This window comes from Pseudoalteromonas galatheae (genome assembly GCF_005886105.2).
In the GTDB taxonomy this organism is placed as follows: Bacteria; Pseudomonadota; Gammaproteobacteria; order Enterobacterales; family Alteromonadaceae; genus Pseudoalteromonas; species Pseudoalteromonas galatheae.
Genome location: NZ_PNCO02000001.1, coordinates 1011593 through 1037223 on the forward strand (window position 1 = coordinate 1011593; position 25631 = coordinate 1037223).

The following is a 25631-nucleotide window of genomic DNA, read 5'->3' on the forward strand; positions in this document are numbered from 1 at the left end:
TGCAAATGAGTTGGTTAGAAAAGATCTTACCTAAAACCACTAAATCTTCTGGTAAAAAAGAGATCCCAGAAGGGGTTTGGGCAAAGTGTACAGATTGTGATTCAATCCTATACAAAGCGGAATTAGAAAAGTCGTTAAACGTATGTCCGAAGTGTGATCATCACATGCGCATAACGGCACGTAAGCGCCTTGAAAGCTTCTTAGATGATGCAGATCGTCAAGAGCTTGGCACAGAGCATGAGCCACAAGACGTATTAAAGTTTAAAGATTCTAAAAAATACTCGGATCGTATCGTTCAAGCGCAAAAGGTAAGTGGTGAAAAAGACGCTTTAGTTGCAATGAAAGGTCGCGTAAAGGGTATTCCTGTTGCTGCTGTTGCTTTTGAATTTTCCTTTATGGGTGGTTCAATGGCGTCGGTTGTTGGTGCGAGATTTGTAGATGCAGTTAACGTTTGCTTAGAACATAACATGCCATTAATTTGTTTCTCTGCATCTGGTGGTGCACGTATGCAAGAAGCACTTATGTCATTGATGCAAATGGCAAAAACAAGTGCTGCATTGGCAAAAATGAGTGACAAAGGCTTGCCATTTATCTCAGTATTGACCGATCCAACTATGGGTGGTGTTTCTGCATCACTGGCGATGCTTGGTGATATCAATGTGGCGGAGCCAAAAGCACTTATCGGTTTTGCGGGTCCACGTGTTATCGAACAAACAGTACGTGAAACTCTACCTGACGGTTTCCAGCGCAGTGAATTCTTATTAGAGCATGGTGCGATTGACATGATTGTTGACCGTCGTGAGATGCGCGATACGTTAGCGCGCATTTTAGCGAAGTTTATGGACTTGCCTTCCACTGAACAAGAGCATAGAGTAGCGTAAATTTTTCAAATTGAGCTACTCAACTTATGACGGTTAAACAGCCTAGCCAATCATCAAGCCTTGATGATTGGCTTTGTTATTTAGAAGCAATTCATCCAGCCACCATTGAAATGGGACTTGAGCGTGTAGCGCAAGTTGCCGAGCAAGCCGGATTACTTGAGCCTTTCAGCAAAATTATTCTAATTGGTGGAACCAATGGTAAAGGCACAACAGCCAGGTGCTTGGAATCGTTGTTGCTCGCACAAGGATTTTCGGTTGGTACCTACGCTTCACCACACTTAGTACGCTACAATGAGCGTGTCCGAGTGAATGGGGCAGAGCTTGAAGATCAGTATCATATCGATGCATTTAAATTCCTCGACGACACCCGCAAAGACACTCAGCTAACTTATTTCGAGTTTGGTACGCTTGGTGCGCTCAGTATTTTCAAGCGCTGTAAGGTTGATTATATTTTGCTTGAAGTTGGTTTAGGCGGGCGGTTTGATGCGACGAATATAGTCTCGCCATTTGCCTCTGTTATCACGACTGTCGACTTAGATCATAAAGAGTATCTCGGTGATACTAGAGAACTGGTAGGCTATGACAAAGCTGGCATTTTTCGCAGTGGTAGACCTGCAATCGTTGGTGATTTAAATATTCCACACACGGTTACAGATTATGGCAACGAAATTGCGGCAGATATGGTGTTATCGAAGCGCGATTTTTATTTTACCCCGCTAGATTCTCAGTTTAGATGGCAATATCTTGACTTTGATTGGCACTTCGACAAACCCGCTATTCCAGCACAAAACGCTGCGACAGCGTTAACAGTACTAGCTAAACTTGAGTTGCTACCTAACTATGATGAAGTGAAGGTTTGTCTGGCCAACTTGCAAGTGGAAGGTCGCTTTCAGCAACTCAATACAAATCCATTAGTCTATACAGATGTTGCTCATAATCCAGAATCGGCAAGGTATTTGGCAACTAAGTTACAAGAACTCAAGCAAAAAGGGTTTAAAATTCATGCCTTAGTCGCTATGCTTGCGGATAAAGACAAAGCCAGTGTGCTGAAAGAAGTTACCCAATATATAGATAGCTGGAGTCTAGCTTCACTTTCAGGGCCTCGTGGAGAGCGTGCAGAAAACCTTAAACCACTGCTTGACTCAAGTTGCAATGTTACCTTATTCGATAGTGTTACAGCTGCACTTGATGCTCAGCTTGAGACGCTAGCAAGCGAACAAGCAATGGTGGTATTTGGTTCATTCTTTACCGTTGCTGAGGCAATGGAATACTGGCGAAAATAACCAAAAAAGATTTAACGTTTAGTAGAGAGTAAAGTTGTGAACTCAGTATTTATAAATCGCCTTGTTGGGACGAGTATCGTCGTGGTTGCTGCGGTGATCTTTATTCCAAATATCCTTGATGGTGAAAAGGTCCACTACAAGGAAGGATTTCAAGCGATCCCTGAAAGACCTGAGTTCAAAACCATTGATCTACAAGAAAAAGTGGATGCGCAAGCCAAGCTTGCACCAGAGTTGCCCTCTGAGTCAGTGGAAGATATTGACGCTGATGATGCTAAGCTAGAGGGTACAGAAGAGACAATGCTAGCCAATACGCCGCAATCAGATATGTCGTCTACACAAGTGGAGGCAAAACCCGTCGCAACGACCAACAAAGTTGAGGTGGCTAAATTAACGCGTCCTGAGACTGGTAACTTTTCAAAAATGGCCTATGTTATTCAGCTTGGTAGCTTTTCGCATAAATCGAACGTTGATGCACTGACGAAGAAGCTTGCTGACAATGGCTTTAAAACCTTTACAAAACCCGTTAAAACGCCCAACGGTACACTGACAAAAGTGTTTGTCGGACCAGATTTAAATAAAGCTGAACTTGAAGCTAAGTTACCAGAATTAAAGAAATTAACTAAGTTAAATGGTCGTTTGACACAATTTGAAGTGACAAAATGATCTGGCATTTAGATGCCAAACCTTTTAGAATGCGCCCCACATTAACGACTTATTGGTTACTATGATCTGGGTTGATTACGCCATTCTTGGTATTGTTGGTTTATCGACTATCTTTGGCTTGCTCCGAGGCTTTGTCAAAGAAGCGATGTCACTTGTCGTATGGATCGGCGCTTTTTTCATCTCTAGTATTTTTTACCAATATCTCGCAACCTTCCTAACATTCATTTCAGAACCCCTTTTAAGAAATGCAGCCGCAATTGCCATACTCTTTTTTGCGACCTTGATGTTAGGTGGGCTTGTTAACTATGTCTTGAGTGAACTGGTTCAAAGAACTGGGCTCTCAGGCACCGATAGGATCTTTGGGATTGTATTCGGTGGACTTCGAGGTGTGTTGGTCGTTAGCGCCTTACTCTTTTTCCTTGATGCGTTTACCAGTGCACCAGACACGCAGTGGTGGAAAACATCAAACTTAATTCCTGAATTTGGCTTTGTGATAGAGTGGTTTTTCTCCTATCTTGAACATAACTCGAGCTTTTTAGATTCAGTAAACCGTTAATCGGCGAGGAAATTTTTAATGTGTGGTATCGTTGGGATAGTCGGAACATCTCCTGTTAATCAGGCGATTTATGACGGCTTAACTGTTTTGCAACACCGCGGCCAAGATGCGGCTGGCATTATTACCATTGACAACAATACGTTTAGCTTACGAAAAGCAAACGGCTTAGTGAAAGACGTATTTCATACAAGACACATGAAACGCCTGCAGGGCAACATAGGTCTTGGTCATGTACGTTATCCTACAGCTGGTTCTTCAAGCTCAGCAGAAGCTCAACCTTTCTACGTAAACTCTCCATTTGGTATTGCCCTTGCGCACAACGGCAACTTAACCAATGCAGAAAAATTAAAGGAGCGTTTGTTTACTCAAGCGCGTCGCCACGTTAATACTACGTCTGATTCAGAGATCCTGCTGAACATCTTAGCGCACGAGCTTGGCAAAACAGACAAGATGAAATTAGACGCGGAAGACATGTTTACGGCAGTAACTGAGGTTGTGTCTATTGTTTCTGGTGGTTACGCGAGTATCGCGATGATCATCGGCCATGGTATTTTGGCATTTAGAGACCCTCACGGTATTCGTCCGCTTGTTTTCGGTAAGAAAGAAACTGAGCGTGGCATGGAATACATGTTCGCTTCAGAGAGTGTTGCATTGGCAACGGATGGCTTTGAGTTTGTGCGAGACGTTGCACCTGGTGAAGCTATTTACGTAACCGAAAATGGTGAGTTTTTCTCTCAGATCTGTGCTGCTAAAACGACGCTTGCACCTTGTATCTTCGAGTTCGTATATTTTGCTCGCCCAGATTCAAACATTGATAAGATGTCTGTTTATGCGACTCGCGTCAATATGGGTACCAAGCTCGGTGAGAAAATCGCGACAGAGTGGGGCGACAAAGATATCGACGTGGTTATTCCAATCCCTGAAACATCATGTGATATCGCACTTGAAATTGCTTCCGTGCTAGGGCTTCCTTATCGCCAAGGGTTTGTTAAGAACCGCTACATTGGCCGTACTTTCATTATGCCTGGCCAAGAGCTGCGTAAAAAGTCTGTACGTCGTAAACTTAACGCAATTGACAGAGAGTTTGCAGGTAAGAATGTGCTGCTTGTCGACGACTCCATTGTGCGAGGCACAACATCAGCGCAAATCGTTGAAATGGCGCGTGAAGCGGGTGCGAAGAACGTATACTTTGCTTCAGCAGCACCAGAGGTAAGATTCCCGAACGTATATGGCATTGATATGCCTTCTGCATCAGAGCTGATCGCACATGGCCGTGAAGTGGAAGATATCAACGCAAGTATTGGCTCGGACGGTTTGATCTACCAATCCCTAAGCGATTTGATTGCAGCTGTTGGTCAAGAAAATCCAGAGATCTCTCGTTTTGAAACCTCTGTATTTGATGGTCAATACATCACAGGTGATGTTGACCAAAACTACCTCAATCACATTGATGAGTTGCGCAACGACTCTGCAAAGTCTAATCGTGAAGCCGCGATGTCTGCTAGCCTTGAATTACATAACCAAGAAACAGAAAGCGCTGAAAGCGATTAAACTAGCTGATGATGTGATAGACATTACACCAAGAAAAAACCCAAGTTTCACTTGGGTTTTTTAATTTAATTTGAACTCGGATCGATAAGGGATTTTAGTACTGCACTTTTGAGCTTAGTTCAACTTATCCCACCAACTAAGCTTTATTGTGCTTTTGACTGATAATGCGAACCCTACAGCTGAATTGTTGTAGATGTCGCTATGACCAGCTAACGTAAAGCACAGATGGTGATTACCGTAGCTAACGAAAGCAGCGTCATCTGATGCATCATATCATTCAAAAACCTAATTCTCGGATTTCCCATCTCGAAACACACCATCAGAACCATCTTGCCGATAGCCCCAATCCGGAGTAGAAAGATAAACCTTTAGCGATAGCTAATTAAGCGGTCCTTGTTTATAAAGCAATTGTCTTTTTGGATATCGGTGGTAGGAACTGAGAGCAGCTCACCTTCAATTCGTTTCATGAGGATATAATTATGAGCTTCTAGAGTGGGTGAGGTGTGTCACAAGACTTGAAAAAGTGCTGCTAGAAAGCGAAGTAAATCATCGGGAAACGTTGTCCTGTGTTAGGAGCTATATGCCACACTTCCAATCTATTCACTATTTCTATGGCTGTTTACATAAAAGTAGCGAATAGAATGAGTGCGAACATAACGATTAGTTGGATTGTATGGGCTTGGAATCAGACAATAATAAAGTGAGTCCATCAACGAGTTCGAATAACTCAGGTTCAATCTCACTGAGTGACTTTTCCCGTTTTAAGCTTGTTTCAATGGTCTCTGCTAATTTCTTGAGCGTCGGAACGCCAGTATAGCAACAAGCTCCGTGGAATTTATGCACTACTTTAAGTAGCGTAGGCATATCTTCTTCATTTTGCGCAGATTCCAACTGCTGTAATGTTTCAGGTACACTGGAAAGCAACATATTGAGCATTTCTAATGCTAAATCGGGTTTGTTACCGGCACGCTGGAGCGCTAAATCCCAATCTAACATCTTACTATCAAACGGGGGCACACTATGCTGATGATTCTCTGTATTTTTTTGTCTCGAAACTGGAGAAGAAACGCTGTAATCACAAATTATTTGCTTGAGCATGTCTTCATCAATAGGCTTAGTCATATAATTACTAAAGCCATCTTTAAGCAGCTGTTCCTTTTCGCCAGCAAGCGCATGAGCGGTAACAGCGATGATGGGCGTGTCCTCATTTAAGGATGAATCTCTAATGCTTTTACAGGCACTGATCCCGTCCATAATAGGCATTTGAATATCCATAAATATGAGGTCGTATTTTCTGGATTTACATAGACTCACCGCTTGAGCACCGTTATGTGCTGTATCAATTGCCTCTACTTGCTCATCTAGCAAAGTACAGATCAACTTCAGGTTAGCATCGTTATCGTCTGCAACGAGCACCTTCAGTGGTAGGCTTGCGGCTTCAATTTCGTTAGCACTCATGTCTGGATGGTCTAAACGATAAGGTGCTGCAAGCATCTCACATAGCTTTCTGTGATTAAGTGGTTTGCTTAGACAGGCGTCTGCGCCACTGCCAATAAGCGCTTCACGCATATTGTGAGATACAGTATTAACCATTAGATATAAATAATCAGCAGAGCCGCGAGCTTGCTTGATATAACTTTTGACGGTTTGCATTTGATCGACGCTAGCCATAGAGCCGATTAAGCAAATATCGTAGTTAAAATCCTGTGCTAACGCAGTATCAAATTCTTCTTCGGTGATGCAGCGAGTCACCTGCATATCCCATGCTTGTAGCTGGGCGATAACCGCATAATGAGTGTGTTCTTGTGGTTCAAAATATAGAACGCGTTTATTTTCCAGCGGTTTACTTGGTAAATCGTCGTTGTAGAGACGGTTTGGCAGGGCAAAGACCGCATTAAATGAAAAACAGGTACCACTTCCTGGCGCGGAGTTAAGAGTAATACGACCACTCATCGCCTCCACAATATGCTTAGTGATGATAAGACCAAGACCTGTGCCCCCGAATTTGCGGGTGATACTGGTGTCAGCTTGAGCAAATGGCGTAAATAGCGCGTCCTGTTTATCTTGTGCAATACCGACACCGGTATCACTAACAGAGACTAACAATGAGGACTGGGACTCATCCATCAAGCGATGATTTATATCTACTTTGACAGAGCCTTTTTCCGTAAACTTGATGGCGTTGCTGATAAGGTTAGTAAGTACCTGTTTAAATCGTGTCGGATCGCCAATTAAATTGTCAGGTACTTGGCGATTAACCGAAATCGAAAATTCTAACTGCTTGTCATGAGCGCTTGGTGCTAATAACGTCATGACTTCATTAACAGCGTCGCGCAATTCGAATTGAATATTCTCTAGCTCCATTGCCCCTGCTTCTAGCTTTGAGAAATCCAAGATGTCACTAATGATGGTTAGTAAGCTATTTGCAGACAACTCTATGGTATCTAGATAATCTTTTTGATGTTTGTTTAATGGTGTTTTATACAGTTGGCGAGTAAAGCCTATAACACCATTGAGTGGTGTTCTGAGTTCATGACTCATTTTAGCTAAAAAGTCAGATTTTACGCGGTTAGCATCTTGTGCTTCTTTTTTGGCAATATTGAGCTGAATGTTTTGTGTTTCATACTGCTCCAAAGATTCGCGATAGTCACTAGTAGCTTGGTCAATGTGCTTTTGCATTTCGTCTTTTTGATTCGCCATTTTTCGACCAATAACAATCAAGCCTTGGCGCAATAGCTCAAATTCGCCTCGCATCGGCTCATTAATAGCGATGTCTTGTTTGCCCTCGTTGAGCTTGTCTGTGGCCAAAATCAAACTGGCAATTGGTTTGGTTAGCATGCGTGATAATCGCATAGCCAACATAACACTGAGTAAAAACGAGAAAATTATGACAATAGCACTCAAGATCAGTGCGCGTTGCTGCGATATTAGTGCTTGATCTTTACTGATCTCTACTACTAAAACTGCGAGTGTGGCAGGCTCTGCGCTATGCCAATCGGTTTTTTTGGCTAAATGGTTCTTAACCGGCGAATAAAACACAAAGGTATTTTTTAGTGTAGTGACTTCGGTGGTTTGTAACTTTTGTACTTCACCAAAATAATGTAATTTGTCGAACTCACTATGATAGTTACTAGTAAGAATGAGCTGATTTTGCTTATCAAACAACGCGATGCTTTTTACCAGTGGTGCGTGTTTATTGTGTGCTTGGCTTAAAATGCGGTGCAAGTGTGCTTTATCTTGCTTTTCTATTGGATATTCAACTGACATGGCCAGTGAATCTGCAATGCGATTTCCCTGACTTATCAGAATTTCCTCAAGCTCTACGTAGCGATTTATAGTAAAATAACCACCAAGTAGCAAGCCAACCAAAAGGGTTGGCAAAAGAGTGAGTAGTAAAATACTGTCACGCAGGTTTAATTTTGTCATAGGGTCAAAAAAGTGCAGAGAAATCTGTAACTAAGATTATCTTTTACCGACGTGATAAGCAAACAAATGAGGAACCCAATGGCACAGATTTTTCGTGCTAAGAAAGCTGCTAAGCCGTCAAAGCAAATAGAATTAAACATAGAATCAATGGATCATCAGGGGAGAGGTGTTGCTCGACATGAAGGTAAAGTCTGCTTTGTGACAGGCGCCTTGACTGGAGAGCGAGTGAAGGCACAGGTTGTTCAGGCTAAGTCAAAACTGTTGGAAGCAAAGGTGACCAAAGTACTTAACGTCTCGAAAGAGCGTGTTAAGCCGTTTTGTCAGCATTACCAGCGGTGTGGTGGTTGTAGCTTGCAGCATCAGAGTGTTGATGGTCAGCTCAATGAAAAGCAACTGGCAGTTGAAAAGCTTTTTGCGCGTTTTGCCAACATTGAGCTGTTGCCTTGGCAAGTGCCGATCACCTCTGTGCCGCGCCACTATCGTCGGGCAGCACGATTGGCATGTATTTACGATAAACAAAGTAAAAATGTGAAACTCGGCTTTAGAGCGAGTCAGTCTAAGCAGATTGTTGAAATAGCGCAGTGTGACGTATTGGTGTCGCCTTTTGACCGTATTTTTAACAAGCTAAATGTGCTTGCGCAGTCACTAAGTGAATTTAAGCTAATCAGTCATATCCAACTTTGCCAAGCTGATAACCATAACTATGTACTGTGTCGTCATACAAAGCCGCTGTCCGCGTCGGCTCGTGAAGCGCTACAAAACGAGCTGGAAAATTGTCAGGTTGTGTTTGACGATGGTGAGGCAGATGTTGTGTATTCTCAGTTGCCGCACTATCACCTTAGTGAATTTGGCTTAACACTTGAATTCAAATTAAATAACTTTATTCAAGTGAATCAAACAGTAAATGAAGCCATGCTGCGTCAAGCAACAGGCTGGCTGCAACTTAGTAGCGATGAAAGTGTCCTCGATCTTTTCTGTGGGGTGGGAAATTTCTCATTGGTGCTCGCAAAACAAGCAAAAAATGTGATTGGTGTTGAAGGTGAAGCGCAATCGGTTGCAATGGCTCGACAAAATGCGCAAACTAATCAAATCAGTAATGTTCAGTTTCACTGCTTTGATCTAACCCAGTCGATAACAGAGGCTGCTTGGTTCGATACAAATTTGGATGTGTTAGTACTGGATCCATCAAGGCCTGGCGCACTTGAGGTACTACAGCAATTACCGTTAAAACAGTTTACGCGTATTTTATACGTGTCATGCGACCCAGTGACGCTGGCTCGTGACGCTGCGGTGATAGTGCAGGCTGGCTTTGAACTAGAAAAGCTTGGGTTAATGAATATGTTTGTCCACACTGGACATATCGAAACCATGGCGCTGTTTAAAAAGCAGTGTAAATAATCAGAGCTCTGCTGCATTTTAGCTCGAGCTGCTGGTTAGATAATTTATCCGAAAATGAGGCGGGTAAATAATTTTAAGGAGGTATCAAAACATGGTTGCTACTCGGCAGTCGCATCAAACCACTTTGCCACTAGAGTTTGACGCGCGACTCACTATCTTAAACTTGTCTGAGGATCAAAGAGAATGGCTACAAAGAGCCTATGAACTCTGTCCTGTGGATGAGTCCACCGAGCATCTCAACAATGCCATCGAAATGGTAGAGATCCTTGCAGATTTAAATTTTGATAGCGAATCTCTAGCAACAGCGTTTTTAACTCCTTATTTTGTCGCTGGAAAGTTGTCCCTTGAGCAAGTAGAGGAAACGCTTGGCAAAAATATCTCCCTGCTTTTAAAAGGGGTGGAGAATATGGAAACTATTAGCACGTTGGCACACCAAAGCTCGGGTAGGGTACAAGTTGATAATATCCGCCGTATGTTACTCGCTATGGTGGAAGATGTGCGTGCCGTAGTGATTAAACTTGCTGAGCAAATCTGCCATTTGCGTGCGGTTAAGAAAGCATCGGAAGAAGAAAGAGTTGTTGCTGCAAAAGCCGCTGCCAACATTTTTGCGCCACTTGCGAACCGTTTGGGGATTGGCCAATTAAAATGGGAACTTGAAGACCTCTCGTTCCGTTATTTGCATCCTGATACGTATAAGTCTATTGCCAAGAAGCTTTCTGATAAGCGCTTAGACCGCGAAGCTTATATGGAAAATATGGTTAATTCGGTGGCACAAAAACTTGCGGATGCGGGCATTAAAGCGCAGGTCTACGGTCGCCCTAAGCATATTTTCAGCATTTATAAAAAAATGGCGCAGAAAAGCTATGAATTCGAACAGTTGTTCGACATTCGCGCGATGCGTGTGGTGGTAGATGAAATTCAAGATTGCTACGCTGCTTTGGGTATTGTGCACACCAGTTGGCGGCATTTAAACAAAGAGTTTGACGACTATATTGCTACGCCTAAGCAAAACGGCTATCAGTCTATCCACACCGTGGTATTTGGTCCTGAGGGCAAAACGGTAGAAATTCAAATCCGCACCGAGGCTATGCATCGAGATGCAGAGCTTGGGGTAGCGGCACATTGGATGTACAAAGAAGGTGCATTACCGGGCAGAAATTCAGGATACGAGCAAAAAATTAGCTGGCTACGCAAATTGTTGCAGTGGCAAGAAGAAGTGGTAGATGGCAGTGAAATAGCAGATGAGCTGAAGAATCAGGTTGTCGAGGACCGCGTTTATGTATTCACGCCCAAGGGCGATATCTTTGATTTGCCGTTAGGCTCGACGCCACTCGACTTTGCTTACTACATTCATTCAAATGTTGGGCATCGGTGCATTGGTGCAAAAGTGTTTGGTAAGATAGTACCTTTCACTTACACATTGCGCACAGGCGATCAGGTAGAGATTCTTACCCAAAAAAATGCTTCACCAAGTCGTGATTGGTTAAATCCGTCGCTGGGGTATATCCATTCTTCAAGAGCACGTAGCAAGATCCATCACTGGTTTAAGCAGCAAGATAGAGACAAAAACCTCCAAGCGGGCAAGGAAATTTTAGATAGCCATCTGCAAAAACTAGACATTACCTATAAAGATTTAGAGCCCGCCATTGATCGCTTTAACTTTAAAGAACTCGACGATCTAATGGTGGCAATTGGTGCTGGTGATATTCGTATCAATCAATTCCTGAACTATGTACAGGATAAACCTGAGGATACACCTAAGTTAAAAATCTCCTCACCAAAACACAGTAAAGGCGACAAAAACGCAGTGGTCGTTGATGGTGTTGGCAGCTTGATGAGCCATATGGCGAAATGCTGTGAGCCAGTACCGGGTGATGAAATTGTGGGTTATATCACGCAAGGGCGAGGTATCGCTGTACACCGCTCCGACTGCGAGTCATTCGCTCATATTACAGATATACATCCAGAGCGAGAGATTGCGGTCAGTTGGTCTGAAGATGTAAAAGCATCATATTCCATTACATTAAAAATTGAAGCGCACGATCGTCAGGGACTGATCCGAGATATTAGTTCAGTACTTGCCAATGAAAAGGTCAACGTGCTCAATATGAATGTACAGACACAAGATGATAAAAATGTGGCGGTATTTATGATGAAGGTTGAGGTAGATGATCTTTCCGCTATGCACCGCTTGCTGACTAAATTGATGCAAATAGAAGGTGTTTTTGATGCCAAACGACTCTAAGTGTTCTGCAACATTGGGTATAGAGCAACTGCTAGAAATTATGTCGCAGTTGCGTGACCCGAGCACTGGATGTGACTGGGACAAGAAGCAAACCTTTAAAACCATTGTTCCTCATACTTTAGAAGAAGCGCACGAAGTTGCCGATGCTATCGAGCTGGGCGACTTTGCTCACTTAAAAGAAGAGTTGGGGGATTTGCTGTTCCAAGTGATTTTTTATGCTCAGCTTGGAAAAGAGCAGGGGTTGTTTGATTTTGCAGACATAGTGCAAACCCTCAATGACAAATTAGTGAGACGTCACCCTCATGTATTTGAAAAACAGGAAAACTTAAGCGAAGCCGAGCTTGAGCAGCAATGGCACGCCATTAAACAGCAAGAAAAACAGGGGCAAAAAAAAGGAACGTTCGCGGCGGATATCCCGAGCAGCCTGCCAGCATTATCAAAAGCCTACAAAACTCAAAAGCAGGCAGCTAAACTCGGATTTGACTGGCCAAGTTACCACGGTGCGTGGGATAAAGTGCAAGAGGAAGTCGCAGAGGTGAGCGAGGCACTGCAAGTCGATCCACTCTCTGAACATACTGCGGAAGAGGTCGGAGATTTGTTGTTTGCGACCGTGAATGTGAGCCGACATATAAAACGAGATCCGGAGCAGCTGCTACGTCAAGCCAATGAGAAATTTAAAAATCGCTTTGTGCAAGTAGAAGCTGTTCTGAATGAGTCCTCACTGTCACTTAAAGATGCGAACCTAGAGGAAATGGATGCTGCTTGGGAGACTGTGAAACGTCGTCAACGCAGTAAAAACTGAGACCGATTTTACTTTTGGGTCGTTAATGAAAACGACCTCGTGATAAAATATATTACCGCTCTAAGTCATTTTTAGCTGGAATGGCCCGGGTGCTTTTGCTATACTATCGCCCCGTCTTGATTCTTATTTAAATTCCAATTTTCCTGAAATTTCTAGGGTTCGCATGAGTACAAAATTTATCTTCGTAACGGGCGGAGTAGTATCCTCCTTGGGTAAAGGTATTGCAGCTGCTTCTTTAGCCGCTATTTTAGAAGCACGTGGCTTGAAAGTAACGATTCTAAAGCTGGATCCTTACATCAATGTTGACCCTGGGACCATGAGCCCTATCCAACACGGTGAAGTATTCGTAACCGAAGACGGCGCGGAAACCGACCTTGATCTTGGTCACTACGAGCGTTTTATTCGCACTAAAATGACCAAGCGTAATAACTTTACACAAGGCCGTGTATTTGAAGACGTGTTGCGCAAAGAGCGTAGAGGTGAGTACTTAGGTGCCACTATTCAGGTTATTCCTCACATCACAAATGACATCAAGCGTCGCGTGCTTGAAGGCGCGGAAGGCCATGATGTTGCTATCGTAGAGATCGGTGGTACGGTTGGTGATATCGAGTCACAACCTTTCCTAGAAGCAATTCGCCAACTAGGCACAGAGCTTGGTCGCGAAAGTGCTCTGTTTATGCATTTGACACTAGTACCTTTCTTAGGCCCTGCGGGTGAAGTGAAAACTAAGCCAACTCAGCACTCAGTGAAAGAGCTTCGTTCAATCGGTATTCAACCTGATATTCTGATCTGTCGTTCGGACCGTAAACTGCCAGCGAACGAACGCGCGAAGATTGCACTATTCACTAATGTAGAAGAAAAAGCAGTTATCTCACTACAAGACGTAGACAGTATTTATAAGATCCCAGCGCTATTGAAGTCGCAAGAGCTTGATAACATCATTTGTCGTCGTTTCTACCTTGAATGTCCGGAAGCGGATTTATCTGAGTGGGAGCAAGTACTTTATCAAGAGTCAAACCCTACTGGTGAAGTGACAATTGGTATGGTCGGTAAATATATCGAGTTACCAGATGCATATAAATCGGTTAACGAAGCGTTGAAGCATGCTGGTTTGAAAAACCGTTTGACAGTGAATATTGAATACGTTGACTCGCAAGATATCGAGAGTAAAGGCACTGAATTACTTGAGCATCTTGATGCTATCTTAGTACCTGGTGGCTTTGGTAACCGTGGCGTTGAAGGTAAGATTTTAGCTGCAAAGTATGCACGTGAAAACAAAGTACCATACCTAGGTATTTGTTTAGGGATGCAAGTTGCGCTAATCGAGTATGCACGTAACGTTGCAGGTCTTACTGGTGCTAACTCAACTGAATTTGATCTTGAAAGTCCACATCCAGTAGTTGGTCTGATCACTGAGTGGTTAGATGCAGATGGTAAGATTGAAGTACGTGATCACGATTCTGATCTGGGCGGCACTATGCGTCTTGGCGCGCAGCTTTGCCACTTAAAAGAAAGCTCTAAGGTGCGTGAAGTATACGGTAATGCCGAAATCGTCGAGCGTCACCGTCACCGCTACGAAGTAAACAACAACTATGTTGCTGAGCTTGAAAAAGCGGGTCTGCAATTTACTGGTCTGTCAGAAGACAAGAAACTAGTTGAGATTATCGAGAATAAAGATCACCCTTGGTTTATCGCGGCTCAGTTCCACCCTGAGTTCACGTCGACGCCTCGCGATGGTCACCCATTATTTGAAGGCTTTGTTGCGGCGGCATACAGCCACCAAAAAGCATCTTCGTAATAAGAAAAAGCCGTGCTCTTGCACGGCTTTTTTGTTGCAGAAGGTTTTGCAATAGGCGCTAATTATAGTGTTTATCGCCAAACTTTTTCTTATCTGCCAGCGCGTCAATGTGATACGTGTAAATTCTTCACTTTGCGAAGCCGCAGAGATAAGGCAAACTTTAAAGCGGGTTTATTGACCCTGAATTCGCCTGCGACAGAAGCAGTGCAACACACACCACTTTGGGAATAAGAGGAATCAAGATGTCAAAAATCGTTAGAGTGATTGGCCGTGAAGTTATGGACTCACGCGGTAACCCAACAGTAGAAGCGGACGTACACCTAGAGTCAGGTGCATGGGGCCGTGCATGTGCGCCATCAGGTGCATCTACGGGTACCCGTGAAGCACTAGAGCTACGTGACGGTGATAAGTCTCGTTACTTAGGAAAAGGTGTATTGACTGCGGTAAACTACGTAAATAACGAAATCGCGGCAGCACTTGAAGGTCAAAACGCGCTAGAGCAACGTGCAATCGACCAAATCATGTTGGACTTAGATGGCACTGAAAACAAAGAAAAACTAGGTGCGAACGCTATCCTTGCGGTATCTCTTGCAACAGCAAAAGCAGCTGCACAAGACAAAGGCGTGGCGCTATACGAGCATATTGCAGACATCAACGGTACAGCAGGCCAGTACTCAATGCCAGTTCCGATGATGAACATTATCAATGGTGGTGAGCACGCGGATAACAACGTTGATATTCAAGAGTTTATGGTTCAGCCTGTTGGTGCAAAAAGCTTCCGTGAAGCACTACGTATGGGTGCTGAAATCTTCCACAGCCTGAAAAAAGTACTGAAGTCACGTGGCCTAAACACTGCGGTAGGTGACGAAGGTGGTTTTGCTCCAGACCTTAAATCAAATGAAGAAGCGCTAGAGGTGATCGTAGAAGCGGTTGCTGCAGCTGGCTACGAAATGAACAAAGACGTAACGCTAGCACTTGATTGTGCAGCGTCTGAGTTTTACGTCGATGGCAAATATGACCTAAAGGGCGAAGGTAAAACATTCGACTCAGAAGGTTTTGCAGGCTTTTTGGCTGATCTTGCCGCACGTTACCCAATTGTATCAATCGAAGATGGCCTAGACGAAAGCGATTGGGCTGGCTGGAAAATCCTAACAGATAAAATTGGTGATAAAGTTCAGCTAGTGGGTGATGATCTTTTTGTTACTAACACTAAGATCTTAAAGCGTGGTATAGAAGAAAGCATTGGTAACTCAATCTTGATTAAATTCAACCAGATTGGTTCACTGTCTGAAACGCTTGATGCCATCAAAATGGCGCAAGACGCTGGCTTTACTGCCGTTATTTCACACCGCTCTGGTGAGACTGAAGACGCAACCATTGCTGATTTAGCAGTGGCAACAGCGGCAGGCCAAATTAAGACAGGTTCACTTTGTCGTTCGGATCGTGTAGCTAAGTACAACCAGTTACTACGTATTGAAGAGGCGCTAGGTGAAAAAGCGGTATACAAAGGCCGTAGTGAAATCAAAGGTCAGTAATTAGCATTACTTGATGTATTGTAAAAACGCCAGTTTAGCTACTGGCGTTTTTTACTGCTAGCGGTCGTCACCCCAAATTTCACAATTTGCTTGGCCATTTCTAAATGTCCAACAGACTTGAAGTGAATTACAAGCATCACCCATCGTCGCAGGACCATTACTCCCAGCAATAGCCGGCGTTATTTTAGTCACAAGTGTTTTGTTCACACTAAGTTCTTTAATCGATTTTTTTGAGCTTTAATTTCACTGTCCTTTCCTTCTATAAAAATACCAATCAAATCTACACAAGGTGTCGGTTGTTTTATACTTGTACTTTTGTGTGATAAATGAACAGTGGTTTTAAACACCAAACTCTTGCGCCAATATCGATTGAGTGAAATTGATTTTCAAATAAAAACCTCTTGGCAAAGTCTGCACTATTTTACCGTTAGGCCCAATTGCATCGGTGAGCGCTTTGGCATTTGCCGCCTTTGGCCTTATCTGCATGACTTCTCCAAGATGCCCTGAGATTTGCTCTACATGACCCGTAGCGATTAACTCGATTTGCTCTTCCCAGTCCCTTCGTAACAACTGTTCTTGATGCGCGTCCGGCCGCCATAAGAAGCCGTGTCCAATAACCCTATCTATTAAAGGAATTTCTCGTTCGGCTAATATGGGTAGCCAAAGAACATGAGCTAATTTCTTTTTAACACTCGATGCTTCCCATGTTAATCCCGTTAACTGAGTCAGCGGTACGACAGAAACATAGGTAGTCTCTAGCGGTTTGCCTTGATAGCCTATTGGCAAAGTCTTGAGTTCAACGCCAATATGCTCAAAATCAGGCACAGGCTTTGAGCCCGCGGTAGCACCTAAGGCTGCTTCTATGAGTTGTCCTACCCAGCCTTTTTCTTTGAGCAAGTCTTGTGGAGTTTTAAACGAGAGCTGCTGAGCGAGTTCACCCAATGTTAAACCGGCTATGTTTTCAACACGCTGCATAAGTTCGCCTACAGAGCGTGGTGGTGTAACTGATGGCAAGCGATACTCCTGAGTCTATTCCTTAAAAACACGATTATAAAAGAAATCATGTAGCTAAGTAAGTTGGTTATTTTACACTCAATTTAAGTACGGCTTATTATTTCAACCTTTGAATAAAGCAATAACTCCATTATCTATATGATAAATATGAAGTTATTTTTTCTTTGCTACAGTCAGTGTGCCTTGGAATTCTTATGGCTTTGGATAAATACAAGACTATAAACATAATTATCCACAGAATATGTGGAAAACCTGAGGTTTGAAGTGTGTATCTGTGGATTTGTTCGTAATTTGAACTGGTAAATACTTAGTTATGCACAAGTTGTGGGTAACTTGAGAGTATGCTGAGATAATTTAGGTATAGAATGGAATTAAATTTGCCGTGACGCGGGAGTTGTGGAACAATCATTAAAAATCGACTTATAAATGAGGCACTAAGGTGATTGATGCCGAAGGGTTTCGTGCCAATGTCGGAATAGTGATTTGTAATAATCAGGGGCAGGTTTTTTGGGCCCGTCGTTACGGACAACACTCTTGGCAATTTCCTCAAGGCGGAATAGATCAAGGGGAAACACCTGAGCAAACGATGTATCGTGAACTTCATGAAGAAGTTGGACTTAGGCCAGAAGATGTTGAAATAGTAGCAAGTTCTAAACATTGGTTACGTTACAAACTACCAAAAAGGTTAATTAGACGAGATTCAAGCCCAGTTTGTATCGGGCAAAAGCAGAAATGGTTTTTATTGAAACTTAGGTGTAAAGATGAAGATGTAGACTTATTACGTACGCATCACCCTGAGTTTGATGATTGGCGCTGGGTTAGCTATTGGTATCCAGTACGTCAAGTTGTATCGTTTAAGCGTGATGTCTATCGTCGAGTGATGAAGGAATTCGCTCCGTTTGCGATGCCATTTGGTAAACGTGAACAGCAAGGGCAGAAGGATTTCTGGCGCACAAAACGATAAAAAAAGGAGCAGCAGGTGTTAGCAACGTTAAGATCGATTGCTGAGTCAGTGGCACAGCAAAGTGACCTACAAAGCGCGTTAAATTGCTTTGTTACTATGGTTAAAGATGCCATGCACACTGAATGCTGCTCAGTTTACTTTGCCGATTACAGTCAAGATAATTTTATCCTGATGGCAACAGATGGCTTAAACCCTGAAGCAATCGGGAAATTCCGAATGGGATTTACTGAAGGTCTAGTCGGTCTTGTTGCCCAGCGTGAAGAGCCGATTAACGTTGCCCACGCCCAATCACACCCAAGATTCAAACTGTCACCCGAGGTCAATGAAGAAGGCTACAATGCTTTCTTATCAGTGCCTGTTGTACACCAGCGAAAAGTGCTTGGGGTTATTGTGGTGCAGCAAAAGGTTGCTCGTGTATTTAGCCATGACGAAGAGTCCTTTCTCATTACGCTTTCAGCGCAATTGGCTTCACAACTTGCCAACACTGAGATCCAAACTTTACTTCAACAAGATGCAAGCAGCCATAGAACCTCGGTGTTAAAAGGGGTATCGAGTGCACCTGGTATTGCCTTAGGTGATGGTTATGTGGTGTTGCCCCATATTGATTTTGCGAGTATTGAACCGCAGCATAGTGACAATATTCAACAGCAAATTCAGCTGTTTCATCAAGCAGTGGCTGCGACTCGGCAAGAGTTCCATATTTTAGCCAAAACCTTGAGTGATGATATTCCAAAGGAAGCGGTAGCTGTGTTTGAGGTTTACCAACAACTTTTGGATGCCAAGAGTTTAGGTAAACAAGTGGAATCTGAGATACAACAAGGCTGGAACGCAAAAACAGCGCTAAAGCTTGTTATCGAAAAGCTTGTGGCTCAGTTTGATATGATGAGTGACCCTTATATCAAAGAGCGCGCGATTGATGTTAATGATATTGGCCTTCGCGTGCTCCAGCATTTAGTCTCGACTGAACAAGCGGTTAAACACTATCCAGACAATACGATTCTAATCGCCCATACCTTGACCCCAACTATGTTAGCGCAGGTACCAAAAGAAAAGCTCAAAGGGGTAGTCAGTGTGCATGGCTCGGCCAACTCTCATGCCTCCATTCTCACTCGCGCGATGGGCGTCCCCGCTATTTGGGGCATAGAAGACATTCCATTATTACAGTTTGATGGTAAGTCTATGATCATGGATGCGTATTCTGGACGGCTTTATATTTCGCCTTCGCAAATGTTGGTCAATGAGTATGTTGAAATTAAACGTAAAGACAATATTCTGCATGATAAGTTTGAAGCGGAACATGATTTGCCGCCTATTACACTCGATGGTGAGCGTATAAATTTACTCTTAAATGCTGGGCTTGATCTATCGACTGAAACATTAAGTGCCAGTTATTGCGACGGGGTTGGTCTTTATCGTACTGAGTCTTGGTTTATGCAAAAAGGCCAATTCCCAACACAATCGGAGCAAGAAATCTGGTATCGCGAGGTGCTATCACGTTATCACCCTGAGCCCGTAGTGATGCGGACTTTAGATATCGGTGGCGACAAAATTCTAGATTACTTTGATATCAAAGAAGAAAACCCATTTTTAGGGTGGCGGGGCATTCGTGTATCGTTGGATCATCCCGAGCTTTTCTTAGATCAAATCAAAGCGATGATCAAAGCAAACGCGGGTCTTGGCAACTTACAGATTATGTTGCCTATGGTGGGCCACAGTGAGGAAATAGATGAAGCGATGGGGCTTATTGAGCAGGCTTGTTTTGAGTTGCAAGACGAATGGGCTGACCCTTTTTACACCATCGACCGGCCAGAAATTGGCGTAATGCTTGAAGTACCATCTAGCGTGTACTTGTTGCCTGAGTGGTCGAAAAAAGTCGATTTTTGTTCTGTGGGCAGTAACGATTTGACGCAGTATTTATTAGCAGTTGATAGGACCAATGCACAAGTTGCGGATCTTTTTGACCCTTATCATCCCAGTGTATTACGAGTGTTAAATCAGATTGCACAACAGTGTGAATTACACGAACTGCCTTTTAGCTTGTGTGGAGAGTTAGGCGGTGAGCCTGAGGGAGCAATCTTGCTTATTGCAATGGGGTATCGCCGTTTGAGTATGAATATTTCTTCACTGAACAAAGTGAAATGGGTGCTACGTAGACTCAAAGTAACGGATATGGAAGCTCTACTTGAAAGTTGTTTAGCACAACCTTCATCTAAGCAAGTGCGCCGTATTATTAAAGAATTTATGATAGAGCATCATTTTGCAGAATTACTCTATACCAGCCACCAAGCAAAGGGTGCTTCTTAAGGCTATTTACGCTACCATTACGGCGCTATAAGAATAAGAGCTTGTTGATGGAAACTATTATACTCATCGTTGTACTTTGCGCTTTGCTCGGCTGTGCAGTTGGCTTTTTGGCAGGTCTGCTTGGTATCGGCGGCGGGCTGCTGATAGTCCCTATTTTATCTGTTATCTTGACCAAATTTAATGTTATACCCACAGATCAAGTGGTGTTAGTTGCAATTGCGACGTCTCTCGCCTCCATTATTTTCACTTCGACATCTTCAGCAAAAGCGCATCATAAAAATGACAATGTTCCATGGCACATTGCTCCATGGGTGATGTTAGGTGTGGCAGTCGGCGCGTTGGGGAGTGGTTTTGCCGCAGTGATGTTGCCAGAAAAACTGGTCAGAATTATTTTTGTGGTTAGTGTTGTGGGTATTGCATTGAAAATGGCGTGGAGCTCCAGAAAACCGCCACAATCAACCAGAGCTATACCGCAAGGACCGATATTAGCAATGTTAACCTCGGTAACGGGGGCGCTGTCTGCAATGATTGGTATTGGCGGGGGGGCATTAATCGTCCCACTACTGACATTTTTCTCTGTTGATATGAAAAAAGCGATAGGATGTGCGTCTGCCAGTGGTATCGTTATCGCTATCTTTGGCTCCTTTGGCTATATCGCCTCTGGCAGCCAACATGTGGATATTGAACATGGATTTTTAGGTTTTGTCTATTTACCGGCTTTGTTTGGTATAGTGGCAACTTCATGGTTTATGGCGCCTATTGGTGCTAAAGCTACGCACCACTTACCAGTCACAACGATTAAGAAAGTGTTTGCGGCGTTACTCATTGTTATCGCTGGCAATATGTTAATGAATTAAGGAAAGGCTATGGCTTTGCAGTTTCCACAGATAGACCCTGTGATTTTTTCCATCGGACCGTTAAGTGTTCGTTGGTATGGATTAATGTATTTAATCGGCTTTATGTTTGCCATGTGGTGGGCAGGAAAAGAAGCAAAAAAGCCAAACTCTGGTTGGAATAAAGACCAAGTTGGCGACCTAGTTTTTTACTGTATGCTCGGGGTGATCTTGGGCGGGCGAATTGGTTACGTGTTGTTTTATCAATTCTCTCATTTTATTGAAAACCCGCTTTATTTGTTTAGGGTGGACCAAGGCGGTATGTCTTTTCATGGCGGCGCATTGGGCGTTATCACGGCGATTATCGTGTATGCGCTTAAAAATAAACGTTCGATTTTATCGGTAGGCGACTTTGTCGTTCCTATGGTGCCTGTTGGGCTGTTTGCCGGTCGTATCGGTAACTTCATTAATGGTGAGTTATGGGGTCGTGTAACAGATGTTCCTTGGGCATTTATTTTCCCTACGGGCGGTCCACAGCCGCGCCACCCATCACAACTTTATGAAGCGTTTTTTGAAGGGTTGGTATTGTTTGTGATGCTGGTATGGTTTAGGCAAAAACCACGCCCAGCGGGCAGTGTAGCAGGTTTATTTTTAGCAGGTTACGGTGTCTTTCGCTTCTCAATCGAGTATTTCCGAGAGCCAGATGCACATATAGGCTTGTATGGTGGCCTTATTTCTCAAGGTCAGATCTTATCTCTCCCTATGGTGATTGCAGGCACTATCCTTATAGTGTGGGCATATAAGCGAGAAGGTAGCAACCCATCTACTGGGCAAGTTAAAAGTTAAAGAGTAGCGAACAATGAAGCAATATTTAGAATTGATGCGCCATGTGCGTGATAATGGCACAAAAAAAGAAGACCGCACGGGCACAGGTACAGTGAGTGTTTTTGGGTACCAGATGCGCTTCAACCTGCAAGAAGGCTTTCCGCTTGTAACGACGAAAAAGTGTCATCTACGCTCGATTATTCACGAGCTACTTTGGTTCTTGCAAGGCGATACTAATATCAAATATCTTAAGGAGAATGGCGTTAGCATTTGGGATGGCTGGGCAACCGATGAAGGAGACTTGGGGCCAGTTTATGGCAGCCAGTGGCGCTCTTGGACGGGGCCAAATGGTGAAGTGGTTGACCAAATCAAAGATGTTGTTGAGCAAATCAAAACCAATCCAGACTCTCGTCGCTTGATTGTGAGTGCATGGAACCCTGCGCTTCTGCCTGATACTAGCTATTCACCAAAAGAAAACGCAGCGATGGGCAAACAAGCGTTACCACCTTGCCACACGTTATTCCAATTTTATGTACTAGATGGCAAGCTTTCTTGCCAGCTTTATCAACGCAGTGCAGATATTTTCTTAGGTGTGCCCTTTAACATCGCAAGCTATGCACTGTTAACAATGATGATTGCACAAGTTTGCGACTTAGAAGTTGGCGATTTTGTTCACACTTTCGGTGATGCTCATCTATATTTAAATCATATGGAACAGGTTGAAGAACAATTAAGCCGTGAACCGTATGCAAAACCTACAATGCGAATTAACCCTGAAGTAAAGGATATATTCGACTTTAAATTTGAGGACTTTGAGTTGGTAGACTATCAATGTCACCCTCATATCAAAGCACCAGTCGCTATTTAGGAGTTAACATGAAAGCCGTTATTCCAGTCGCAGGTTTGGGTACAAGGATGCTGCCTGCCACTAAAGCTATACCAAAAGAAATGCTACCGATTGTCGATAAACCGCTTATCCAATACGTAGTCGACGAGGCTGTGGCAGCTGGAATTCGAGAAATTGTTTTAGTTACTCATTCAAGTAAGAATTCGATTGAAAATCATTTCGATAAAAGCTTTGAGTTAGAGGCAACCCTTGAGCAGAGGGTTAAGCGACAGCTACTAGAAGAAGTACAATCAATTTGCCCCAAAAATACGACTATTATTCAAGTTCGTCAGGGGGAGGCTAAGGGGCTTGGACACGCAATCAATTGTGCCGCTCCGGTGATCGGAGATGAGCCATTTGTTGTAATGTTGCCCGATGTGTTGATTGATGCCGCTGCCAGTGACTTACGTACAGAAAACTTAGCTCAGATGATAGAGCGCTTCGAACAGGGTGGCTTTAGTCAAGTCATGGTAGAGCCTGTGCCAGAACACTTAACCTCTCAATTTGGAGTTGTTGATCTACACGGTGAAACACTTCCCCCCGGTGCATCCAAGTCAATGTATAGTATGGTTGAAAAGCCACCTGAGGGCGCTGCACCCTCTAATTTGGCTATTGTAGGACGTTATGTATTAAGTAAGTCCATTTGGCCGATGTTGGCAAAAACGCCAGAGGGAGCAGGTGGTGAGATCCAATTAACAGACGCTATCGCAATGATGATGGAGACAGAAGAAGTACAAGCGTACGCTCTATGTGGAAAAAGTCATGACTGCGGAAGCAAAATCGGCTATTTAAAAGCCATAGTTGAGCATGCTTTACGGCGAGAAGCATTTAGTGAAGAACTATCTTCTTTCATTAAATCAATTATTTCAAAAAGTAAATGAATTACCTTTAGTTAAAAAGGTGAATTTTTGCGATAAAAGCATTTGGCTATTCAAGTTAGCTTAGGTAGTATTGGGTACTAAATGGATTTTAGTTGTAACTCGCTGTGCGTATTCACTTTTTTATTCTTTCCTTGCTCACTCTATTTCCTATGCTATCGGGCTGTAGTAGTCATCAGCATTCAGTTATGCAGCTCGACGAGCAACAACTGGAGAGTGTTGAGCGCCTTAGTCTTTTAGAGAGCGACTTATCTACCTTGTTGAATTTATTAGAGCAACAGGCAAATGTTGTGGACGTTCAAAGCGCTATTCGTCCGGCACAAAAAGTTAAGCGTTACTCTGCAACGCAACATGAGCAATCGCAGTCGATAGATAGCATACAACTCAAGCTTTTTCCTATTTTTAAGCACTCCGTAACGCAATTAAAAAGGCATCAAGCATTATTATCTACCATCAAGACCCGACTTCCGAGTCTATTTTCTGATGCTGAGATAGCTGTAAAAGATTTTAATAATAGAAGCTGGGCAACTATCTCAGGGTTGAAATCAACGCAAGAAGCAAAAGCGTACTGTCGCTTTTTTTCTATACAAAGTCTTGATTGTAGGAGATTATTGTTTTAATTTTCACTAAAGTTTTCCCATTTAGGAACGATAAAGAATTAGCCACCAAAAAACGGTATTTCGGTGGCGACAAAACTACCTCTAAAGGAATTTAAAAATGAAAACACTGATTAAGTCTGCGCTTATCGCAAGTTCTATTTCCGCGGCTTTACTTACTTCTTCAGCAATTGCTAAAGATACTGCTCGCCTTGAAGTTAAAGTAGAAGTTAAAAACTTATTTTCAGCAGAAGCCGGTGATCCGCTTGATTTCGGTATTATTCGAGTGCAGGGCGATGCAGCTGATGTCGCTACGATGAAGATTGAGGCGGATCCTTCACTGCCTGATCCTGAAATCAAGAGTCCTGGTGGCGCAGTGATAAACCTTATTAGTGCAGGTGGAGCTGGCTCTATCAATATCACCGATGCAGCACCAAATACTGAGTTAACGATTACGGTACCGGCTTCAGCTACGATTGATAGTGTAGGTAATGCCTCTTTTGATTTAAAGGATTTTGAATTTTTTGTGGTAAGCGGCGGGCAACCAAATAGCGAAGTGTCAAACAACAAGTTTAGAGTTGACGCAAATGGTGCTGCAACGCTTTCAGTTGGCGCAACATTAAGTACGAAAGCACTTTCTGGAACAGAGACCTATGGTGGTGGTGTTTACACCAGTAAAGTTGATATCGAAATCGCTTACTAAAAAATGTGGCTTTACATTGCACTGGCAGTACTTCTAGCCAGTCACGTGGCCAAAGCTCAAGATATATCGGTCATTAAGAAATTGAGCTTTGGCACTATTGCGATTATTGATCAAAATAGCGCAGGTACAGTGACGATAGAGCCTAATGTTAGGCCACAAACCTCAAGTAATATTTTATTTGTAAAGTTTGGTCACGCTGCGGAAATCCTATTGAACGATTTTCCCCACAATCGCCAAATTAGTGTCCAATCAACCGTTTATAATGACTGGTTCGGCTATTGGAACCTTGGCGCATCTGATGCTTTTCAGTTGACGGAGCTTTATCACGAGAACGCGGTTTACACGAATAGTGTTGGATCTGCTGAATTTAAAGTCGGTGGTCAATTGCGATTTGCTGGGAATGGTAACTCCCTATCGGATGGGGTACAAACCTTAAACGTTGAAATAACTTTGTCTTACTAAATTATGAAGAAACTAGTATTAACGCTGC

22 protein-coding genes are annotated in these 25631 nt (G+C 43.3%); 19 read left to right on the forward strand and 3 right to left on the reverse strand.

The window, feature by feature from the left end:
* The first annotated feature begins 5 nt into the window (after nt 1-5).
* From accD to purF, 5 genes are all read left to right on the forward strand, one after another.
* Entirely contained in the window at nt 6-881 is an 876-nt protein-coding gene (gene accD / locus CWC29_RS04390) for an acetyl-CoA carboxylase, carboxyltransferase subunit beta (RefSeq protein WP_010606271.1), read from the forward strand.
* 26 nt (nt 882-907) lie between these two features.
* On the forward strand, nt 908-2164 hold the full coding sequence (gene folC, locus CWC29_RS04395; RefSeq protein WP_138524460.1) for a bifunctional tetrahydrofolate synthase/dihydrofolate synthase: 1257 nt from the start codon (nt 908-910) through the stop codon (nt 2162-2164).
* A gap of 36 nt (nt 2165-2200) precedes the next feature.
* Complete coding sequence (locus CWC29_RS04400) at nt 2201-2827, forward strand: SPOR domain-containing protein (protein WP_138524462.1); 627 nt, start codon at nt 2201-2203, stop codon at nt 2825-2827.
* Between the two features lie 61 nt (nt 2828-2888).
* Entirely contained in the window at nt 2889-3383 is a 495-nt protein-coding gene (locus CWC29_RS04405) for a CvpA family protein (protein ID WP_010369359.1), read from the forward strand.
* 18 nt (nt 3384-3401) lie between these two features.
* Entirely contained in the window at nt 3402-4934 is a 1533-nt protein-coding gene (purF, locus tag CWC29_RS04410; protein WP_128727935.1) for an amidophosphoribosyltransferase, read from the forward strand.
* Nucleotides 4935-5594: 660 nt separating this feature from the next.
* Here the strand turns inward: purF and barA are convergent.
* Nucleotides 5595-8360, reverse strand: a complete 2766-nt coding sequence (gene barA, locus CWC29_RS04415; RefSeq protein WP_128727934.1) for a two-component sensor histidine kinase BarA — start codon at nt 8358-8360, stop codon at nt 5595-5597.
* Between the two features lie 78 nt (nt 8361-8438).
* On the opposite strand from barA, the gene rlmD reads away from it, so the two are divergent.
* From rlmD to eno, 5 genes are all read left to right on the forward strand, one after another.
* Nucleotides 8439-9758 (forward strand): 23S rRNA (uracil(1939)-C(5))-methyltransferase RlmD, encoded by a 1320-nt coding sequence (gene rlmD, locus CWC29_RS04420; protein WP_138524464.1) that lies wholly within the window; start codon nt 8439-8441, stop codon nt 9756-9758.
* 91 nt (nt 9759-9849) lie between these two features.
* Nucleotides 9850-12003, forward strand: coding sequence for a GTP diphosphokinase (gene relA / locus CWC29_RS04425; RefSeq protein ID WP_138524466.1), 2154 nt, complete (start codon nt 9850-9852; stop codon nt 12001-12003).
* Complete coding sequence (mazG, locus tag CWC29_RS04430; RefSeq protein WP_128727931.1) at nt 11987-12805, forward strand: nucleoside triphosphate pyrophosphohydrolase; 819 nt, start codon at nt 11987-11989, stop codon at nt 12803-12805. Before relA ends, mazG begins: the two co-directional genes overlap by 17 nt.
* 163 nt (nt 12806-12968) lie before the next feature.
* Nucleotides 12969-14603, forward strand: a complete 1635-nt coding sequence (locus CWC29_RS04435) for a CTP synthase (protein WP_128727930.1) — start codon at nt 12969-12971, stop codon at nt 14601-14603.
* 242 nt (nt 14604-14845) lie between these two features.
* Nucleotides 14846-16138: a phosphopyruvate hydratase gene (gene eno, locus CWC29_RS04440; protein WP_128727928.1), complete on the forward strand. Its 1293-nt coding sequence runs from the start codon at nt 14846-14848 to the stop codon at nt 16136-16138.
* Between the two features lie 57 nt (nt 16139-16195).
* Here eno and CWC29_RS04445 read toward each other — a convergent pair whose 3' ends face one another.
* Nucleotides 16196-16345 carry a hypothetical protein gene (locus tag CWC29_RS04445; RefSeq protein ID WP_161568699.1) on the reverse strand — a complete coding sequence of 50 codons (150 nt, stop codon included), beginning with the start codon at nt 16343-16345 and terminating at the stop codon, nt 16196-16198.
* Between the two features lie 132 nt (nt 16346-16477).
* The gene (gene mutH / locus CWC29_RS04450) at nt 16478-17152 is read right to left on the reverse strand and encodes a DNA mismatch repair endonuclease MutH (RefSeq protein ID WP_128727927.1); all 675 of its coding nucleotides are present in this window, start codon (nt 17150-17152) and stop codon (nt 16478-16480) included.
* Between the two features lie 439 nt (nt 17153-17591).
* Here mutH and rppH point away from each other — a divergent pair, with 439 nt between their 5' ends.
* From rppH to CWC29_RS04495, 9 genes are all read left to right on the forward strand, one after another.
* Entirely contained in the window at nt 17592-18116 is a 525-nt protein-coding gene (gene rppH / locus CWC29_RS04455) for an RNA pyrophosphohydrolase (RefSeq protein ID WP_010369331.1), read from the forward strand.
* Nucleotides 18117-18131: 15 nt separating this feature from the next.
* Nucleotides 18132-20420 carry a phosphoenolpyruvate--protein phosphotransferase gene (gene ptsP / locus CWC29_RS04460; RefSeq protein WP_138524468.1) on the forward strand — a complete coding sequence of 763 codons (2289 nt, stop codon included), beginning with the start codon at nt 18132-18134 and terminating at the stop codon, nt 20418-20420.
* A gap of 47 nt (nt 20421-20467) precedes the next feature.
* On the forward strand, nt 20468-21277 hold the full coding sequence (locus tag CWC29_RS04465) for a sulfite exporter TauE/SafE family protein (RefSeq protein WP_128727925.1): 810 nt from the start codon (nt 20468-20470) through the stop codon (nt 21275-21277).
* Nucleotides 21278-21286: 9 nt separating this feature from the next.
* Nucleotides 21287-22099 (forward strand): prolipoprotein diacylglyceryl transferase, encoded by an 813-nt coding sequence (lgt, locus tag CWC29_RS04470; RefSeq protein WP_138524470.1) that lies wholly within the window; start codon nt 21287-21289, stop codon nt 22097-22099.
* 13 nt (nt 22100-22112) lie between these two features.
* Nucleotides 22113-22946: a thymidylate synthase gene (locus tag CWC29_RS04475; protein ID WP_128727923.1), complete on the forward strand. Its 834-nt coding sequence runs from the start codon at nt 22113-22115 to the stop codon at nt 22944-22946.
* Between the two features lie 8 nt (nt 22947-22954).
* Entirely contained in the window at nt 22955-23845 is an 891-nt protein-coding gene (gene galU, locus CWC29_RS04480) for a UTP--glucose-1-phosphate uridylyltransferase GalU (RefSeq protein ID WP_128727922.1), read from the forward strand.
* Between the two features lie 104 nt (nt 23846-23949).
* The gene (locus tag CWC29_RS04485) at nt 23950-24462 is read left to right on the forward strand and encodes a hypothetical protein (protein WP_128727921.1); all 513 of its coding nucleotides are present in this window, start codon (nt 23950-23952) and stop codon (nt 24460-24462) included.
* Nucleotides 24463-24559: 97 nt separating this feature from the next.
* A complete protein-coding gene (locus CWC29_RS04490; RefSeq protein ID WP_128727920.1) occupies nt 24560-25141 on the forward strand; it encodes a DUF4402 domain-containing protein in 582 nt (193 codons plus the stop codon).
* A gap of 45 nt (nt 25142-25186) precedes the next feature.
* Nucleotides 25187-25603: a DUF4402 domain-containing protein gene (locus tag CWC29_RS04495; protein WP_328820768.1), complete on the forward strand. Its 417-nt coding sequence runs from the start codon at nt 25187-25189 to the stop codon at nt 25601-25603.
* Nucleotides 25604-25631: the final 28 nt, after the last annotated feature.